Raw genomic sequence first — 16,906 nt, forward strand, 5'->3', positions numbered from 1 at the left:
CGGGCCATCCAAAGCACCGCCGCTCACTGGGTGGCGAAGCTCCAGATCTTGGTGACGGGCCGGCCGTTGTTCGTGCCAACCAGCTTTGCCGTATATATCGTCCTCGTTTCCAAAGGGGCATCTGGAATCAGCGCGGCGACGTTGCTCGGCAAGAGCCTATTTGGGTCCGATGCGCTCGTGAGCAGCGTTGCCTTGAGCGGTCCCCCGCCGCTTGGCGCGATTGTGAACTCGGACACGGACAGATTTTGATGGACACGGACGACTGCGACAATCACTCGGCCAGCGGGATCGATCGACAAACTTCGGCCAGGCAGCGGGCTGGGCGTTTCGTCGCCATGGGTCGTCGTGACGCCAGTCTGGCCGTCGCATGGGAAAGTCGCAACAGTCCTGGAATCCAAATATTGGACATCGGAAGCCGAGCGGAAGCCAACCTTGAGAACGGTGATCGGCACACCGAGGGTCGTCGTTCGCTCGGATCTCCCGATCCCAATCTCGCGATCGAAGCCTAGCGTCCCAACCGTGTGGTAGGTGACCGAAGTCAGGACCTGTGCGGCCTGCAGCGCAGAGGGTTCGGCGGCCAAATTCTCACCGACGCCAATGCCGCCATATGAGTACGAGTTGGCTCGGTCGAGCGGGAGGGTGCCTGTGTAACCGGGATATAACGGATTCTCAGTATGCCCATAGGCATCCGAACGGCCAACGTCCAGATTGGCAGCGATAAACTCGGCGTGGGCCTGCGCTGCCTTGTCCAACGCAACACTCTGGATACGCGCGCCGAAGCCGCATTGCACGCGCAGAGAGTTTAGGTAGTCATACGCGGCCCGCAAATCGGAGTCGGCGTAGGATGCCTCAGGCGCGGAAGCGAGGATGGTCGCATCGGAAAGCGTAGAACCGATGGATGCTGACGAGGTTCCGTCCGGGGAAGCCGGGCTCCCAGCGACTAGCCCGCGGGATACACCGCCGCTGCTACCGCATCCCGACAGCGCGGTCAGCATGAACAGATATACGATCGACTTTCTCATGACAAAGATTCTGCGCAAAGCGCATATCAAGTTCGTTATTTGAATAATTGGTGCATCGCGATCCGCGGCCGGAATGAAGAAACCCGCCGAAGCGGGCCTTCCAAAATGCGGAACCATCGCTCACTGCGTCGTGAAGCTCCAGGTCTTATTGATCGGCTGGCCGTTGTTCGTGCCAACCAGCTTCGCCGTGTAGGTCGTCTTGGCCGCAAGCGGAGCATCGGGGATCAGTGCTGCGACGTTGCTGGACAGCATCTTGTTCGGGTCCGTCGCGTTCGTGAGGAGGATTGCCTTGAGGGCTGTGCCCCCCGCAGGTGCGATCGAAAAGTCAGATACTGTCAGCGTTTGGCCAACTCGAACCATCGCGACAAGCACCCGACCGGGCTGATTCTTTGAGAAATCGCGGCCTGGAATTGGGCTCGGGGTCTCCCCGATGTGTTCTTTAGTTACGCCGATCTGCCCGTCGCAAGGATAGGTAGCAACGATCTTCGAATCCAAAAGCTGTTCGTCAGCGGCCGAGCGAAGGCCAAAATTCAAGGCAACGACTGGGAGATTCCACGTCGAGCTCATTGCTGTCCCAATCCCGACCTCTCGATCGCTGCGCAATGCGCCGACTGCATGATACGTTGCGCCAAGGAAGTTCTGGATTGCGGCATTTGCTGTAACGTCGGCCGTTAAGTCCTCCCCGACAAGAATCCCGCCGTACCCACGAAAATTGGCTCGATCCAGTGGCGTGACACCGGTGAATCCCGTGTAGGCCCCGGTTTCAGTATGACCGTAGGCATCTGCGCGGCCCGCATCCACGTTCGTCGCAACATACTCGGCATGAGATTGCGCGGACTTATCCAGAGCCGCATTCTGTGCCAGCGCCCCAAAGCCGCACGTGACCCGCTGCGCGTTCAGATAGTTATACGCAGCCAGCTTATCGGCGTCCGAATAGGTGCCGGCCGGCGCAGTCGCGACGATTGTGGAGTCCGTCGTCACTACCGGCGTCGTTGGCGTGGTTGGTGTCGACGGTGTAGCCGCTTGGCTACCGTTGCTAGCTGTGTTATCGCCGCCACCGCCGCCGCACCCGGACAGCGCAGCAAAGGTGGATAGAACCAGTAGAAATACGATGGTTTTCTTCATGATTAATTGACCTCAGGAATGGGGTTCGTGCTTTAGGGCACGACCTCAATTTATCGCGAATTTTCTTCTGCGCAACTGTAGCACGCGACGATAATTTGTCTTAATGGATTGGCTAATTCCCTACATGAGAGGGGTAAAGCAGAGATTCGGGTTACGCAACTGAGCATAGCGATGGAATCCGCACGTTAAAGGCTCTCCATTCGTCCTCTGAAGACCAATCTTTCGTCCGCATACTGGCAAGTCAGGAGCGTAGCGCGAGAGCTGCTATCTTCGATCATCATCGAACATCCCGGAGTTCTAATGTCCCATCGTCTAGCGCATTTTGGACTCGTGGCAGCCGCCGCAATATCGAGCATTGGTTACGCGCGAGCTGAGCTGATTACCCTTCCGGAAGTGCCATTCACTGTCGCTGACTGCAGACCCGGCGACGAATGGCGACTCGCGCCAAATGGAATAATGAGGTGTTTCCCGAAGCCTGTCCCTCCGCCCCCCGACAACTGCGGCAACCATGGCCTATATGCCACGAACCAAGGCGGCGGCTCCACCTGGGTTCCCGGGGTAGGGACGTGCTACACCGCTTATATCCCACCGCCACCGCCGCCGGCGTGCTACTACTCGGGCAACCAGTACATTAGTATCGTCGGATGGGCTTCAGACTTTTCGTCGGAGCCGGCGTCGGTAACTGTGCGATACGCGTGGGGTGGCGACCAAATCGTAATTGCGACTATTGCAGGGCGAGCGGATTGGCCCAATTATTCGGAGCTCTCCCCAGGGGGATCGATGTATAACGCGATGGTCTCGGTGATGGCCGCGCGGGGTTTCCGTCCGGGCGGGGTGGCAACCCAATGGGGCGCATGGAACGATGGAGGACCCTACGCATCGGCCTGGGGCGGCGTGACCTATCAGATTTGTCCGAACTGATGGGCGTCAGGCCACGACGTCCCGCCCCGCTTTGGTTGAAGCTGGTTGCGTCGCTATCCCTCGTTGCGGCTGGGCCGGCCCAAGCCTTTTGCTTCGACGAGGCAGCCGCGCGCTACGGCGTCAATCCATATGTTCTGCGCGGCATAGCCTTTGTCGAATCCGGCTTTCGCGCCGACAGCGTAAGCCGGAACACGGACGGCTCGATCGATTACGGCGCGATGCAGATTAACAGCGTGCACCTGGGCGAGCTCAAGCGGTTCGGAATTGCGCCGGCACAGCTCATGGTGCCCTGCACGAACGTCATGGTGGCGGCCTATCTCTACCGGAAGAAGATAGACCGCTACGGCAACTCTTGGCTGGCCGTTGGCGCCTACCACTCAGAAACGCCGGAGTATAGAGATGCCTACTGGCCAAAGGTTAAGGCCGCAGTCGAGAGTTGGACTGGAGCGGCGCGCTGAGCAAGTGCGCGGCAACCCTCCCCCTTCAGGGGGAGGAAGGATAGCGCGGACAGCGTAGCCGTCCTTGCACGCGTGAAAGCTGCTGGTAACATGATTTTATGCAACGTTTCCAATCCTTTAAATTCGAACTCATGCCGACCGGCGAACAGGCGCGCAAGATGCGTCAGTTCGCCGGCGCGTGCCGGTTCGTCTATAACAAGGCGCTGGCGTTGCAGAAGGAAAACTACGCGGCGGGCGGAAAATTCATCTGCAAGTTTGCGATGAAGAAGTGCATGAACTCTCCCGCCGCTAAACGTCTGTCGACGTTGTAGCGGGGGTTTCGCGGGTCACAGACTTTGACTTGGCTCGTTGCCGAGCCAGCGGTTTCGGTCTCGCCGCCACGCCCGTTCCAGGCGTGTGCGCATCGATGAGAACAACCGACGCGCTGTTCTGGTCGCGCTGCATCGTGTGCCCGCAGTGCGCGCATTGATGCATGCGTTGCGCGAGGGGCTTGGGAACGATTTCCCAGCAATGCGCGCAACGCTGCGACGGTTTGAGTTGGCGCGTGTTCGACACATGCAGGCGCGTACCAGCTTCTACCGCTTTGTACGCGAGCATTTGATGCGCCATGGCAAGCCCGACCGAGAGGATCTCCCGGTTCAGGCCCGCCTTTTGCCTCACCCGCCGGCCAGGCTGTTCCTGCGTGCCTTTGGCCGACCGGCTCATATTCTTGGTCTTGAGTTCCTCGGTCGCGAGCATCGCGCAGGTCGACACCATGCGGGACGTTTGCTGATGCAGGAATTCCTTGCGCAGGTTGCCAATACACTCATGCAACTTCGCCGCTTGCCTGCTCAGGCGCTTATAGCGCAACGAGCCCTTCCTTTTCTTTGCCCGCTGCCGCTGCAGGGCCGCCAGGCGTGGCAACTCCCGGCGCAGGAATCGCGGATTCGCAACCGTCTCGCCGTTGTCGAACGTGGCCCAGTTACTCACGCCGAAGTCCACGCCGCGGTGCTCGTCGCTCACGCGAGCGCGCGCACAGGCCAGTTCGGGGACGCGCAGCGTAACCGATGCATGCCACGCTCCATTCTTGCGCGTGATCGTCAGATCGTTTGGCTTGGCATCATCGCCGAATCGATGCTGGCCGCGTGCGCGTATCGACATGGCGGCCTTGCCGCTTCCAAGGCGCAACGTGGTGCCTCGGCCCCCGTGCTGCATCAGCTTCCAGCCGGCCGGGTCGGGATAGCAGAAGCCCGAGAATCGGGCGCTCGCTTTGAAGCGAGGGAACCCTGGCGTCTGCCCAGCTTTGACCCGACGAAAGAAAGCCTGGAACGCACGATCAAGCTTGCGAAGCGTTTCCTGCAGGGCGTGACTACCGAGCTCGACGAACTCGGGACGATCCGCCTTGACCGCGGGAAGCACGTTCTGCTGGTCGTAATAGCCGATGGACTTCCCGGCTTTGCGATACGCGTCGATGCGCTCTTCGAGTGCCGCGTTATAGAGTTCGCAGTGCAAGCGCACCCACGTCGCAAGCTGTTCGGCTTCGCGAGCGTTGGGATACAGTTTGAAGGTGACTTTGCGGCGCTCCATAGATGCCACGATAGCATGAATAACGATTAAGGCGCATCTGTGGAAGACACAACTAAATCGAGCTCGCATGCCGTTTTTAACCTTAAGCTACATATCGTCTTTGTGACGACGTATCGCCGACGGACGCTAACGCCGGAATTGCTCGACTACCTCAAGGAGGCCTTTGCCGATTGCCTCGCCGCATGGCGCTGCAACCTCGTCGAATTCGGTGGCGAGGCCGACCACGTCCACCTGCTAATCGATATCCATCCAGCGCTGGAGATATCGGTGCTCATCAACAACCTGAAGACCGCAAGTGCCAGGCGGGTGCGGAATCGCTTTGCGGACCACCTGGCGTCGTTCTACAGGAAGCCACTGTTCTGGCATCGGGCCTATTTTGTTGCCAGCGTCGGCGGGGCAACGCCGGAAACCGTGCGAGCTTATGTCGAGGCCAAAGGTACCGAAGAGCATGCGAGGAATTCTGCGGCAAAAACAAAAACCGCCCGCTAGACCCCCTCCTGACCGGTCGGCCTTGCCTATAGGTTCGCATGCGAACCGGCCGGACTAGGAAGGGGAATGCGCGGGCAATTGTTCACCGAGTGGCGCAACAGCGCGGAGACGCCGTGGCTTGCCGGTGCACCGCGCCATCCGGTAGACGAGGCGATTCTTGACCTTGATCGCGCGTTCCAAAACTTCTTTGCCAAACGCGCGGATTTCCCCCAATTCAAGCGCGAGGGCACGTCGGCGGATAGCTTCCGCTATCCCGATCGCAAGCAAATCAAGCTCGACCGCCAGAACGGCCGCATTTCGTTGCCGAAGCTGGGATGGTTTCGTTACCGCAACAGCCGCTTGGTGCTCGGCGAGGTCCGCAGTGCGACCATTTCGCTGCGCGCGGGAAAATGGTACGTATCCATCCTCACGAAGCGCGAGGTCGAGCAGCCGGTGCCGCACGGTCCGGCCGTCGGTATCGACGTCGGCGTCGCCCGCTTCGCGACGCTGAGCGATGGTACGTTCGTCGCACCGCTCGCCAGCTTCAAGAAGCACGAACATCGCCTAGCGAAATATCAGCGCTGCATGGCGCGCAAGGTCAAAGGCTCATCGAACTGGAAGAAGGCGAAGGCGCGCGTGCAGCGCATCCACGCGCGCATCGCAAACGCCCGTTCGGACTTCCTGCACAAGACATCGAACACGATCAGCAAAAACCACGCAATGATCGCCGTCGAGGACCTGCAGGTGCGCAACATGACGCGATCGGCCGCAGGCGCCTCCGACGCGCCGGGGCGCAACGTCCGCGCGAAATCGGGGCTTAACAAGGCAATCCTGAACCAGGGATGGGGCGAGTTCCGACGCCAACTCGAATACAAGACGGCATGGCGCGGCGGTTTCTTCGTCGCGGTCTCGGCGGTCAACACGAGCCGCACATGTCCGTGTTGCGGCCATATCGCGGCCGAGAATCGCAAGACACAGGCGCTATTTGCCTGTGTCGCCTGCGAATACGAGAACAATGCCGACCACGTCGGCGCGATCAACGTTTTAGAGCGCGGACAGCGCTTGTTTGCCTGTGGAGGGATGGCGCAGTCGGGCCGCCCGTAGAAACAGGAACCCGCCGAAGCAATCGAAGCCATCGCGGCCTAGATGCAGTAGGAATCCTCGTCGTTCACGGCGGGGAGGATGTCAACACGGACGCCAGCGCTTCTTGAGATAGGCCGCGCGCACGACGCAACTCTCCCAATGCCATCTCGGCAATTAAACGCTGGGCTTTGGCGTCCGATCGCGCCCGAGACTCTACGGTCATTTTTGACCGCAACTCAGAGAACTTCCTAGCCATCGCCCTTCTCCTGTCGCAATTCTTCCAAATGTGCGTCGTATAGCGCATCCGCCCGCGGAAGATTCTCCGCATACCATCGGTCGTTGCCAGTCTTGTCGCCGCCCAGCAGCAAGATTGCCGACCGGCGTGGATCGAATGCGTAGAGAACACGATACGGTCGGCCTTCGTGTTGGATGCGCAGCTCGCGCATATGGCCATGCCTTGAACCTTGGATCCCGCTCGAATGGGGGTGCCGAAGGCCAGGCCCGAATTGTTCCAGCAGGGGCGGCGCGCTAGACGGCCGGATACTCGCCCGACGGCTGGATCTCGAACGGCTGTCCATCGGCCGCCCCCGACTCGAGTAGCGCCCGCGCTTCACACGCCGCACGCAAGTCAGGGTATTTCTCCGAGATAGCGGCGAGGATGCGCAGGCGCAACGCCTTCCGCGCTTCCCTTATGCCGATGTGCCAGTGATAGAGGTCGATCTCGTACTCGAACACCCGCATCCTCCGCGCCAGTGCTTCTACAGCGGCCTCGGCGTCCGATAGCAAGTAGGAGCGACCAACGAGTAGTTCCCGCATCGCGATCTCGGGCACATCGATGGCGATCTGCTGCGACACCTCCATGATGAGAGCGCGCTTGCGCTCGAGTGTCGGAGCGACTTTAGCTGCTCGCTCGCGGGCCGTTTCTTTTGCTTTGGCGAACGCAGCCGACGCCTCAACATGCAGGACGCGATAGCGCCAGTAGATGAGCGACGGTCGGCCTGCATCCGTGAGGCGGAAGGCATCATCGGCATCGCCAAGTAGTCTCTGGATGAGTGACTTGTTCCAACCGCGCTCTACCAGTTGGACGACCGTAAAGTACCGATCAGGAGGAGGTGGTGGGGGAAATAGCGATGGCATCTGGATAGTTTAAGCCGAGACTGCACCGTCTCGGCATCGATAGCTGCGCAGAATGTTCCGCGGGGAGAATACGCCCATCGCTTAGGCCTTTGGGGGCGAGCCGAATTCCGGCAAAAAATTGGCCAACTATTTGCCGGAATCTGCATGCAGCACAGAGATAGTGTATGCCGGCGCGAATATGCCGAGCGCACCGAAACCTGGGCGAAATGGCGCACTAGTCTATCTGACACCGGCCAAATTTGAGCAATCTTTTCGCCGTTGTGAAAACTCGTCCCCAATAGAATCAGTGAGTTAGCATACCAAAATGTTGCCCACGTGGGCAACTTGCTCGAGGCCAGCGCAACCGCATTCTGCTTGCCTACCGCGGGCGATACCGGCGAATAATTGGCCAACTATTTGCCGGAATCCTTGGCTTTGGCGGGGCGGCCGCGCACTTGCTCAGGAGATCCCCCAGCGGTAGTAGCCGCGAGCATTCGCCATGATCGGATTCGAAACCTTGCGGATATCGTCCGGCGGGAAACGCTTGCGAAGCGCTTCCTCAAACAGACCCAGGCCGCCCCCGGTGAGGAGCACGTTGTCGAACGTAGAGGACCTAATGCGGTTCATGAACCCGTCAACCATTTCGTCGACCAGTTCCTTGGCTCGCACATGGAACGGCTGCATGTCGACACTACCTAGTCCCACAACGGACAACTGCTGGCGCGACAGGCACATCTCGGCGGTCCGATAATCAATGTAGGTTCCCAGCGCCTTGGTCATGTAGTCGGCCAGCGCGTAGACGATCGATGTCACCCCACCTGGAATTGCGCCGGACTCGTCGTAGACCGGCTTTGTTCCTCTTGAGGCGTACCAATCGAACGTGCGGGCGCCAGGGTCAATCGTAAGGTTGTTGCGGTCGTCTTGAATCTCGCGACTCCGATCTTGTCCTTCGTCCACGGACCAGGCGATCAGACTGCCGACCGGTTGCGGGAGGATGTTGACCTCTTCGACCCTGACCATCACCTCCTTTCCATAAGTACCCTGCAGCGAGCTCGGGACCGGGACGGTGAGTGCCTTGTGCTGATACTGATCGAGCAGCTGATCGCGGTGGATCTTAAAGGTCGAAACCGGAAGACCGAGGACCAGAACCGGGATAGTGCGGCGAAGAACGCCGGTCTTTCGAAGCATGTAATAGAGGCCGCCGATCACCTGCGCTTTGTACTCCGGACGGTTGCAGAAATCGTCCGCGACCATCGGTTCCAAGGTGTGGAGATGCGTATCTGGGCCAACGAGGTAGGTTTGCCCGTCGACGGTAACCCGTATCTCGTCCAGGGTATGTTCCTTGCGATTTAGACGATGCGAATCTCTCCTATGCGCAGCGCCCTCTGACTTGGTGCGTGCGGGGTACATCAGTTCGCCGTCGCCCCAGCAAGTCTTCAGGTTTCCAAAGCCAACATCCATCCCTACCGCAAAGCGGGCTCCGTTGTGAGTCGACATACCCTCTTCTCCTTAAAAGTCGTGTTTCCCGATTCTGGATGCGGTTTGGCTTGCCGCAACTGGCGAATGCGCCGGGAAAACGGCGCTGTATGGAGCTTGCTCCAGGGTCTCGAAGGCGCGAAGGAGCAGTGACTTGACGTACTGCGCGCGCTCTCGGCTGCCAGCGTAGCCTGGATACTGTTTCAGCCTGTTATGCAAGGGGCCATCGTTTGGACTAATGCGGATTTCGACGCAAATCGAATCGGTTTTCTTCATGCTTTCTCCTTGTTCGGAGCATGCTCGGAGCATGCTTAAAAATTAAGAAAAAATGGAGTGTCCAATGAAGTACAAACTGCTTATTAAGTGATCATGTTCGGAGCATGCTCGGAGCAATATTTTTTCCTATCGATGCCACTTGGTCAAAAGCAATTACTCATAAAAAAGCGGGGCATTTCGAACTCCTCAAGGACTTGAAATGCGCGATCATTGACGTACGCCCAACGTACGTCGGGCCCCGAATTCAACGTTGCTGAGCGTCATCAGCAGTAGTCCCTAGATCAAGGCATTGCCTCGCGCCCGTTGCGCGCAAGCGTGCCTCCCAAAAAGCCAGTTCGTCGTTGGTCGGCACATTCGTGTCCGATTCCTTCGGTGACTGGCTTCTTTTCATTAGCTGGTGCGCCCTGTGGTTGCCAATACTGAGGACACCGGACACGCGATACCGCTCGGCTTAGCGGTCTGTTTTAGCAAATGCGTCTGGATGAGACACAGTTTCTCCGGACACGGACACGCCTAACGGCACACCGAATACACACACATCCCGATCGCCAGGAGGCGGGGACACTGGTCACGAAGCCCGATGCGATGCGGCTGGATGGCGAGGTCATACGGGGTGGCCGCATGGGAATCACCCAGCGGTTCAGCCGACAACACAGGCCCAAGGCAGCCTGCACAGAATGCCCATCAGAATCCACGGCCAGCGGTAGGGCGCGTGGGAGCGGTGACGGAGACGTTGCTGCGACGGTCAGGTTGCGTTGCTCCACGCGCTTGGCTCATCGGCGGAATCGCTAAAGGACGGAGCTGTTGGGCACATTCGGATGGATGCCGAATGTGATTGGATTTGGAACCGTATTTGGGTGCGGCGCGCCCAGAGTTTCGTTGTAAATATATTGGGTGGAGCCCGGCCGGGAAGCCTGGTGTTCGGCGCGCGGACGGCGCTGACTCCGGTACCGCAGGCACGGACTTGGCCTGCGTACTCAGGATTTTTCGATGGCAAGCAGTGAAAGGGACGGAAACGTAACCAACCTGGTCAAGCAGGTGGTGGCGCTGTGCACCGTGATTGCCGTTGGCATACTGGTGATCCTATTGTTTTGGCCCGACCGGACCGGAAAGCTTGCTCCGATCGCCCTGCTGTTGGTTGGGCTCCTGGGTGCGCTGTCACTCGAGCTTCACGACGCGAAGATCGAGGTGCGTCGCCGCAGCGACCGCACGGATCCGCCCGTCGAGCCCTGACCTCGGAGTGCCAGCGTGATCACAATCGACTACGCGGCCATCGCCGAGCGATCCGGCCTGCCGCCGTCCTTTATCGACGCCTTCAAGCTGCTCGCCGGCGACCGCCTCAAGAAGATCCGCAGCCCAAATCGGTTGAGCGACAAGCCGGTGTCATTCGAGACCCAGTATCGGCGTGTCATCAACCTGCTGGCCTCGTTCCGGGAGTTGCGGGAAGACGGCTACAAGTTGACCAGTCCGTGGAACCTGAAGCAGAAGCACATCGAGCACCTTGTGCGCAAATGGGTGCTGGAGCTGAAGCAGGCGCCCGGGACGGTGGAAAACAAGCTGACATACTTGCGCACGATTGCCGCCTGGATGGGCAAGCACAACCTGGTCGGTAAGCTTGACGACTACATTGAGCGTCCTGATGACTACCGACGCACGTACTTTGCTGAGGTTGAGAAGACGTGGGACGCCAGTGGGGTAGATGTCGATGCGCTGTTGCGGAAGATCGAGCAGTCCGACCGGCACGTCGCGACGCAATTGAGGTTTCAGGCCGCCTTCGGCCTTCGCAAAAAGGAGTCCTTCCTGCTGAAGCCGCATCGAGTAACGGCCGATGGGCAGTTGCGGGTGGACGACGGAACGAAAGCAAAGCGGCCACGCAAGGTGCAGCTCGAGACCGAGGCGCAGTACAAGTTGCTCGAAGATGCATGTCGGATGGCCAATAGCGTGAGCGGCACCACGATTCCTATCGAGTACAGCCTAGACCAGTGGCGCAATCACTATGACTACGTCTTGAGGGTCCACGGGGTGACAAAGCGCGAGCTGCAGATCACCTCGCACGGCTTACGGCACCAATATCTCAACGGCTTGTACCACCGCGTGACCGGGGAATTCTCCGCGATCCAGGGGGGAACGAAGCCTTTGGACGCCCTGCACCGTGAGGGGATGAAGCGGGTTGTTGAGGCCGCCGGCCACTCCAGGGAATCGAAGAGCAACGCTTACCTGGGCAAGCATGCGCCGGCGCGCCGGCAACCGCCGTCACGAGGGGAGGTCAGGGCTGCGCTGGATAGCTGCGGCCAGGAGAAGAAGGCGGCCGCGGCCAAGCTGGGGATCTCACGGCAGGCGTTGTACCGCATCTTGGCGAAGGCCCCGAGCCATCAATCACCCGCTGGCGACTGATCGTCGCCGATCAACTTGGAGAAGGAAATGCGAGAGGACCGCGAATACTCGGCCGAAGAGGTTGCCGGAATCCTGGCAAAGGGCATCGGCCCAGAGGCGCTGGAGAACTGGCCGCTGACGTCGTTGCCGGAATATGTCATTGGCGTTGCAAGGGCCAAGGCAGCCGTCGAAGGCGGCGACGACTTTGGGCAATTGGACGATGCGCTTCGCCCGCGGCGTGCACTCCGGACCGAATGGGGGATGCTGGTGGTCGATCACTCCCAGGACAATGACGGCGACGGGGCCACCCTGGCGATTCTGGGCTATCTCAAAGCCGACCCCTATCTTGAGTTGCCTCACTTGAGAAAGGAGGCGGAAACAGTCGGGATCTATCTGAGCGACCTAATCAGCGATGCGCTCGTGACGTCGACCGTCCAGAGCCTTTTGGCCCATGGGATCGACTGGGCGGACAACGACGATACGGGACAGGTATTTTGCCTGATTGGCTTCGACGAACCGGGCGATCCGCTGGCGTTCGATGAACTAGGGAAGGCACTCGGTTGTTGGCTGGAGGCCGCAGGGATCGAGCGACTGGTGACGGCTTGTCAGAGACCGGACTACCTGCGCAAGGTCGATTGGTCTTCGGGATTGCCAGTTTCGCAGCTGCTAGTCCATTGAGCTCTCCCAGGCGGCCGCACTACCAACGCTGGTCGCCGCTTCTGTCGCACGGGCACTTGTGGGAGATACACGGTGCAAGTTTGGCAATCTATCGTAGCCGCGGCCGCCATGGTGACAATTGTCTACGCAGCGCCGTCGAGATAAGCGCTATCCGGATCCGAAACCGGCGGAGGTGCGAAGTGCCTCATCTGAGATATCAACTGCATGCGAGTGCGTGCTCCAAGCCGGTTCAGGATTGCCGAAACATGTTCCTTGACGGTGTTCTCCGTCAACCCCACGTGCCGTGCGATTGCCTTGTTGGACAGTCCGTCGAGCAAATGGAGCAGCACTGTACCCTGGCGGCTCGTGAGGCCGAGATCCTTCGGCTTGATTGGCGGGCTGTTCGGCGCGGCGCCATCGGGCTGTTCATTCGTCGCGTTGGCGGCCTCGCCGGCATGCGCCTCATGCGAACGGAATGGCTTCATCCCAGATAGCAGCTGAGTTCGTGTGCGCGAGCCAAGGCGCTGCAAGATGGCGGAGACGTGTTCCTTGACGGTGTTCACCGTCAAGCCCAGGCGGCGAGCGATAAGCTTATTTGGCAGGCCCTCCAGCACGAGGGCGAGTACGGCCTGTTGACGTTCAGTCAGGTCTTGTCTTGCGGGCCTGCCGGGCGCGCAGTGGGTCTCGAAATCATCGCGCACCTGGGCCGGGTGTTGGTGTTGAGGACCAAGCCCGAGGAGCGTGGCGCGGGTAAGTTCTTGCTGCCACACTTCCCGATGGTCATGGAATCCAGTTAGCGTGTCAGTGGGAAGTCGAGTGGGTTCGGTGGACAGCTGGCGGATGCCTTCGGTGTGCATCGCATTGATCGTCGTCTGGAGCTCCTGGACCTGAGAATATACGTCCGAATACAGCGCCGTCACCGCTTCTCTCCTACTATCCCGGCATTCAGTTCGCCCGCCATCCTCTTCCTCGAAGTGAACCCTACAGCAGCGGCATTTGCATCGCGATATCGCACGAGTTCGTGCCGGCTTGGGCATCGCCATGACTCTACACGCGGGCTTCTCGCGAGAGAAGGAACGAACTGACGGAATAGGAGATCAGGAAGGCGTTCGAATGCCTGGAGTCCGAACGTTAGTGACAGGCAGGGCACAAACCGGCAACTGGGTGGCGCCACCGGGTCACGTGAGTACTTCTTCTCATTTGTCGATCCACGTGCGTGGAGGGCCTCCTGGACACGCGCATTTAAGCCTCTTGCGGCATACAGCGAGAGAGTCTCTGGACCCACCTGAGTTGGGAGTTAGCGATCCGACTTCCGGTCAATCAAGGTTCCACATGGATGTATTGAAAATACAACAAAAAGGGATCTGCAGGAGCAAAGTCCGGCGATCCGGGATCGCTTTTCACCTCGGCGAGCTCGCGATGCGACAGTTGCAACAGCCGGTCTCATTAAAGCCACGAACCAAACGTGAGCCTGGAGCCAGCTTTGCTGGAAGCGAACCGACACCATCGGCGGGGCCGCGTGGCGTCGCGGCAAGCATACGATTACCGGGAGGCGTCAGTTGTCCGTCCAGCGACGAACCATGTCCGTAACTCGCCGATACCCTTCGCGTTGATGGGCCCGCGCGCTTCCAGCAGGAACGGTTTTCCAAGCCGTTGCCGCGTGGCATCGGTTATCTGAACCCGGCCGGCGATACCGTGGGACTCCATTCGGCTCGCAATATTGACGGTTTCACCCCACAAGTCATAAATGAATTTTCGTCGGCCGATCACGCCGGCAACGACGGCGCCGCTGTGAATGCCAACCCGCAACTGCAAACCGTAGCCGCTTCGCTCGTTAAACTGGCGAAGGTATTCCAGCATGTCCAGTGCCATATGAGCGGCCCGGGCCGCGTGATCGACAGCAGGAACTGGAAGGCCGGCCGCCGCCATATATGCGTCGCCGATCGTCTTGATCTTCTCTAAGCCGCGGTCGTCGGCGATATCGTCAAAGTCAGCGAAGATCTCGTTGAGTACTGCCACCAGTCCTTCGGGGCTCAGGGCGGGAGAGAATCGGGTGAACTGGACGAGGTCGGCAAACAGCACCGAGACTTCCTCGAACCTGTCGGCAATGACTTTCGGCGGGCCGGCCGCGATGAGATCGGATCGAAGCTTCAGGCGTTCGGCGATGGGCGAAGGCAGTACGTTGAGTAGCAGCCGTTCGGTGACCTGTTGCTCGCGAACAAGCTTCTCGTAGAGGTGCCTCAGTTCATCGCTCTGGCGAATGATTGTGTCCCTGCTGGCTTCGAGTTCACACACCTTGTGCGCGAGTTCTTTGCCGTACTGCAAGGACTCGCTGTGCAGCAGGCGCACTTCCAGCATGTTACGCACCCGCATCAGCACCTCGCCGAGATCAAACGGCTTGCTGACGAAGTCTTTCGCCCCAGCCCGCAGTGCACGCAGTTTGTGATCAGGCTGGGCGGTGATGACGATCACGGGTAGGTAACTGTCCGGCTCAACGGCCTTGAGGTGTTCCATGACCTTGAACCCGTCCATGCCAGGCATCTGGAGATCCAGCAAGATCAGATCATAGTGATTCCTGCCGTGAAGCTCGCCGACCGTGCGTGGATCGGTGGTTGACTCGACACGGGTGTAGCCTGCGGCATGCAGCATCCCTTCGAGCAACAGAACGTTGGCCTCCAGATCGTCAACGACCAGGATTTTCGCAGCCAGGATGTCCGTTGCCTGGATCATGGCGAGTCTGTTCGCGGTCGTTCCAGCGCGGCGTTCAGTGCATCCATGAATTCATGGATCCTGATCGGCTTGGTCAGGTACCGGAAGAATCCTGCCTTCATGCCTCGTTCGATGTCGCGCGGCATCGCGTTGGCACTTAGGGCGATGACCGGGATATGCATCGTCGTGGGGTTGTCGCGCAAACGCCCCAGGGCTTCAATGCCGTTGACGTCCGGCAGATGGATGTCCATTACGATGACCTCGGGCAGGGCAGTGCGAGCGAGCTCGACGCCGAGTGTCCCCGTGGCCGCGGACAACAGATGCACATCCGTGCGGCGCGCGACGAGTTGCTCAAGGAGCCTGAGGTTGGCCGGATTGTCTTCCACATACAGCAGCGTGTGCATCGTGGATGGGGCTTCGGCCGGCGACCGCACGGGCGCGGCGGTCGCCGGGTGTTCGCCCGCCATTGCCGGCGGGGCGGCAGCGGGCAGTTCGACCCGGAACACGCTGCCCACGCCGGGCGTGCTTTCGACGTCGATCGTTCCCCCCATCAACTCTGCCAGCCGCCTGGCCACCACGAGACCGATGCCGGTGCCTTCCACGGGGCCCGCCTCATGCCCTAGGCGATTGAATGGCTGGAATAGCTGGTCGAGCCGCTCCGGTGTCAGCCCTGCGCCCGTGTCGTGGACGCTGACGCATACGCGATGTTCCGCCGTAGTCACCTGCACATCGACCGAGCCTTGCTCCCGGTTGTACTTGATGGCATTGGACAGCAGGTTAAGGAGGATCTGTTTCAGGCGGGTTCGGTCGGCACGGACGAAGCAGGGTGGTTCGACGGCGGGAAACCGCATGCGAACGGCGCGCTTCAGGGCCTGCTGCTCAAGCATTGCCTGGCACTCGTGCAAGGTGTCGATGACCGATACCGGCTCGGGGGACAGCGACGCATGGCCGGCTTCGATCCTCGCCAGGTCGAGCACTTCGTTTATGAGCTCCAGCAGATGCCAGCCCGCTTTCAGGATCTGGTCGATGCTGGTCTGCTGCGACGCAGTCGGAGCCGGGGACTCGGAGGCCATCAGCTGCGCGAAGCCAAGAATGGCGTTCAGCGGATTGCGCAACTCATGGCTCATGCTGGAGAGAAAATCCGATTTGGCCTGGTTGCCACTTTCGGCTGCCGCCTGCGCCTGCTTCTGGTCGTCGATGTCCGTAGAGGTGCCGAACCACTTAATGATATTTCCGTTGCCGTCCTTGAAAGGTCTCGAACGGCAAAGAAACCAGCGATAGACGCCATCGGCAGCTCTTTTCAGGCGGAATTCTATTTCGAATTCGCAGCCGTTCTTTATGGCATTCCTAGCGCGATCGTTGGTGATCAGCAAATCATCAGGATGGAGCGCCTGACCCCAACCCCATCCCGCCAACTGATCAAGGCTCATACCTGTATAGGTGACTCCCGGCCGGTTTACAAAGTCGACCCCACCATCAGGCATTGCCGTCCATACGATATGCGGCAAGGCATCCGCGAGCAATCTGAAATACTTCTCCCCCTCCTCAATAAGGGACTCGGAAGTTGGCAACATTGCCGATGGATGTGCATGCTCTTTTCGCATGGCCTGGCCCGGATCCTGAAGGCAACTATGTTCCCGGATCGACCGGAGGGGC

Annotated in this window: 15 protein-coding genes and 2 pseudogenes; 7 read left to right on the forward strand and 10 right to left on the reverse strand. The window is 59.7% G+C overall.

Features of this window, described 5'->3' with window-relative positions; all coding sequences use genetic code 11:
• Nucleotides 1–23: 23 nt before the first annotated feature.
• On the reverse strand, nucleotides 24–1,022 hold the full coding sequence (locus AC1Q7Q_RS21690; RefSeq protein WP_492371002.1) for a CAP domain-containing protein: 999 nt from the start codon (nucleotides 1,020–1,022) through the stop codon (nucleotides 24–26).
• A 120-nt stretch (nucleotides 1,023–1,142) separates the two neighbouring features.
• Entirely contained in the window at nucleotides 1,143–2,147 is a 1,005-nt protein-coding gene (locus AC1Q7Q_RS21695) for a CAP domain-containing protein (RefSeq protein ID WP_492371003.1), read from the reverse strand.
• Nucleotides 2,148–3,055: 908 nt separating this feature from the next.
• Between AC1Q7Q_RS21695 and AC1Q7Q_RS21700 the strand changes: the two genes are divergently transcribed.
• Complete coding sequence (locus tag AC1Q7Q_RS21700; protein WP_492387210.1) at nucleotides 3,056–3,526, forward strand: lytic transglycosylase domain-containing protein; 471 nt, start codon at nucleotides 3,056–3,058, stop codon at nucleotides 3,524–3,526.
• Nucleotides 3,527–3,624: 98 nt separating this feature from the next.
• Nucleotides 3,625–3,795, forward strand: a pseudogene (locus AC1Q7Q_RS21705) (helix-turn-helix domain-containing protein); the annotation flags it as partial.
• A gap of 19 nt (nucleotides 3,796–3,814) precedes the next feature.
• Here the strand turns inward: AC1Q7Q_RS21705 and AC1Q7Q_RS21710 are convergent.
• The gene (locus tag AC1Q7Q_RS21710) at nucleotides 3,815–5,092 is read right to left on the reverse strand and encodes an RNA-guided endonuclease InsQ/TnpB family protein (protein ID WP_492371005.1); all 1,278 of its coding nucleotides are present in this window, start codon (nucleotides 5,090–5,092) and stop codon (nucleotides 3,815–3,817) included.
• Nucleotides 5,093–5,131: 39 nt separating this feature from the next.
• On the opposite strand from AC1Q7Q_RS21710, the gene tnpA reads away from it, so the two are divergent.
• Together tnpA and AC1Q7Q_RS21720 are read left to right on the forward strand one after the other, a co-directional pair.
• A complete protein-coding gene (tnpA, locus tag AC1Q7Q_RS21715; RefSeq protein ID WP_492371006.1) occupies nucleotides 5,132–5,581 on the forward strand; it encodes an IS200/IS605 family transposase in 450 nt (149 codons plus the stop codon).
• Between the two features lie 66 nt (nucleotides 5,582–5,647).
• Nucleotides 5,648–6,664, forward strand: coding sequence for an RNA-guided endonuclease InsQ/TnpB family protein (locus AC1Q7Q_RS21720; protein WP_492371007.1), 1,017 nt, complete (start codon nucleotides 5,648–5,650; stop codon nucleotides 6,662–6,664).
• Nucleotides 6,665–6,891: 227 nt separating this feature from the next.
• Here the strand turns inward: AC1Q7Q_RS21720 and AC1Q7Q_RS21725 are convergent.
• The 4 genes and pseudogenes from AC1Q7Q_RS21725 to AC1Q7Q_RS21740 all read right to left on the reverse strand — a co-directional run.
• Nucleotides 6,892–7,161 (reverse strand): annotated as a pseudogene (locus AC1Q7Q_RS21725) (type II toxin-antitoxin system RelE/ParE family toxin); the annotation flags it as partial.
• Nucleotides 7,162–7,171: 10 nt separating this feature from the next.
• Complete coding sequence (locus tag AC1Q7Q_RS21730; protein WP_492371008.1) at nucleotides 7,172–7,780, reverse strand: hypothetical protein; 609 nt, start codon at nucleotides 7,778–7,780, stop codon at nucleotides 7,172–7,174.
• A 438-nt stretch (nucleotides 7,781–8,218) separates the two neighbouring features.
• Nucleotides 8,219–9,256, reverse strand: coding sequence for a ParM/StbA family protein (locus AC1Q7Q_RS21735; protein ID WP_492371009.1), 1,038 nt, complete (start codon nucleotides 9,254–9,256; stop codon nucleotides 8,219–8,221).
• Nucleotides 9,257–9,268: 12 nt separating this feature from the next.
• Nucleotides 9,269–9,511, reverse strand: coding sequence for a hypothetical protein (locus AC1Q7Q_RS21740; protein ID WP_492371010.1), 243 nt, complete (start codon nucleotides 9,509–9,511; stop codon nucleotides 9,269–9,271).
• Between the two features lie 990 nt (nucleotides 9,512–10,501).
• On the opposite strand from AC1Q7Q_RS21740, the gene AC1Q7Q_RS21745 reads away from it, so the two are divergent.
• The 3 genes from AC1Q7Q_RS21745 to AC1Q7Q_RS21755 are packed head-to-tail and all read left to right on the forward strand — an operon-like array spanning nucleotide 10,502 to nucleotide 12,562.
• Entirely contained in the window at nucleotides 10,502–10,744 is a 243-nt protein-coding gene (locus AC1Q7Q_RS21745) for a hypothetical protein (protein WP_492371011.1), read from the forward strand.
• Between the two features lie 15 nt (nucleotides 10,745–10,759).
• Nucleotides 10,760–11,905: an integrase domain-containing protein gene (locus AC1Q7Q_RS21750; protein WP_492371012.1), complete on the forward strand. Its 1,146-nt coding sequence runs from the start codon at nucleotides 10,760–10,762 to the stop codon at nucleotides 11,903–11,905.
• A 27-nt stretch (nucleotides 11,906–11,932) separates the two neighbouring features.
• Nucleotides 11,933–12,562 carry a hypothetical protein gene (locus tag AC1Q7Q_RS21755; protein ID WP_492371013.1) on the forward strand — a complete coding sequence of 210 codons (630 nt, stop codon included), beginning with the start codon at nucleotides 11,933–11,935 and terminating at the stop codon, nucleotides 12,560–12,562.
• 122 nt (nucleotides 12,563–12,684) lie between these two features.
• Here AC1Q7Q_RS21755 and AC1Q7Q_RS21760 read toward each other — a convergent pair whose 3' ends face one another.
• The 3 genes from AC1Q7Q_RS21760 to AC1Q7Q_RS21770 form a co-directional block, all read right to left on the reverse strand.
• Nucleotides 12,685–13,461, reverse strand: coding sequence for a helix-turn-helix transcriptional regulator (locus tag AC1Q7Q_RS21760; RefSeq protein ID WP_400097270.1), 777 nt, complete (start codon nucleotides 13,459–13,461; stop codon nucleotides 12,685–12,687).
• A 622-nt stretch (nucleotides 13,462–14,083) separates the two neighbouring features.
• Nucleotides 14,084–15,271 (reverse strand): adenylate/guanylate cyclase domain-containing protein, encoded by a 1,188-nt coding sequence (locus tag AC1Q7Q_RS21765; RefSeq protein ID WP_492371014.1) that lies wholly within the window; start codon nucleotides 15,269–15,271, stop codon nucleotides 14,084–14,086.
• Nucleotides 15,268–16,854 (reverse strand): PAS domain-containing hybrid sensor histidine kinase/response regulator, encoded by a 1,587-nt coding sequence (locus tag AC1Q7Q_RS21770; RefSeq protein WP_492371015.1) that lies wholly within the window; start codon nucleotides 16,852–16,854, stop codon nucleotides 15,268–15,270. Before AC1Q7Q_RS21770 ends, AC1Q7Q_RS21765 begins: the two co-directional genes overlap by 4 nt.
• Between the last annotated feature and the right edge of the window lie 52 nt (nucleotides 16,855–16,906).

Source organism: Cupriavidus sp. GW823-FHT07A04, assembly GCF_058794615.1.

Bases quoted from the DNA above. Each gene is read 5' to 3' on its own strand.
- AC1Q7Q_RS21770 (WP_492371015.1), bottom strand. From the start codon at position 16,854: ATGCGAAAAGAGCATGCACATCCATCGGCAATGTTGCCAACTTCCGAG.
- AC1Q7Q_RS21735 (WP_492371009.1), bottom strand. From the start codon at position 9,256: ATGTCGACTCACAACGGAGCCCGCTTTGCGGTAGGGATGGATGTTGGC.
- AC1Q7Q_RS21710 (WP_492371005.1), bottom strand. From the start codon at position 5,092: ATGGAGCGCCGCAAAGTCACCTTCAAACTGTATCCCAACGCTCGCGAA.
- AC1Q7Q_RS21765 (WP_492371014.1), bottom strand. From the start codon at position 15,271: ATGATCCAGGCAACGGACATCCTGGCTGCGAAAATCCTGGTCGTTGAC.
- AC1Q7Q_RS21755 (WP_492371013.1), top strand. From the start codon at position 11,933: ATGCGAGAGGACCGCGAATACTCGGCCGAAGAGGTTGCCGGAATCCTG.
- AC1Q7Q_RS21695 (WP_492371003.1), bottom strand. From the start codon at position 2,147: ATGAAGAAAACCATCGTATTTCTACTGGTTCTATCCACCTTTGCTGCG.
- AC1Q7Q_RS21740 (WP_492371010.1), bottom strand. From the start codon at position 9,511: ATGAAGAAAACCGATTCGATTTGCGTCGAAATCCGCATTAGTCCAAAC.
- AC1Q7Q_RS21690 (WP_492371002.1), bottom strand. From the start codon at position 1,022: ATGAGAAAGTCGATCGTATATCTGTTCATGCTGACCGCGCTGTCGGGA.
- AC1Q7Q_RS21730 (WP_492371008.1), bottom strand. From the start codon at position 7,780: ATGCCATCGCTATTTCCCCCACCACCTCCTCCTGATCGGTACTTTACG.
- AC1Q7Q_RS21745 (WP_492371011.1), top strand. From the start codon at position 10,502: ATGGCAAGCAGTGAAAGGGACGGAAACGTAACCAACCTGGTCAAGCAG.
- AC1Q7Q_RS21720 (WP_492371007.1), top strand. From the start codon at position 5,648: ATGCGCGGGCAATTGTTCACCGAGTGGCGCAACAGCGCGGAGACGCCG.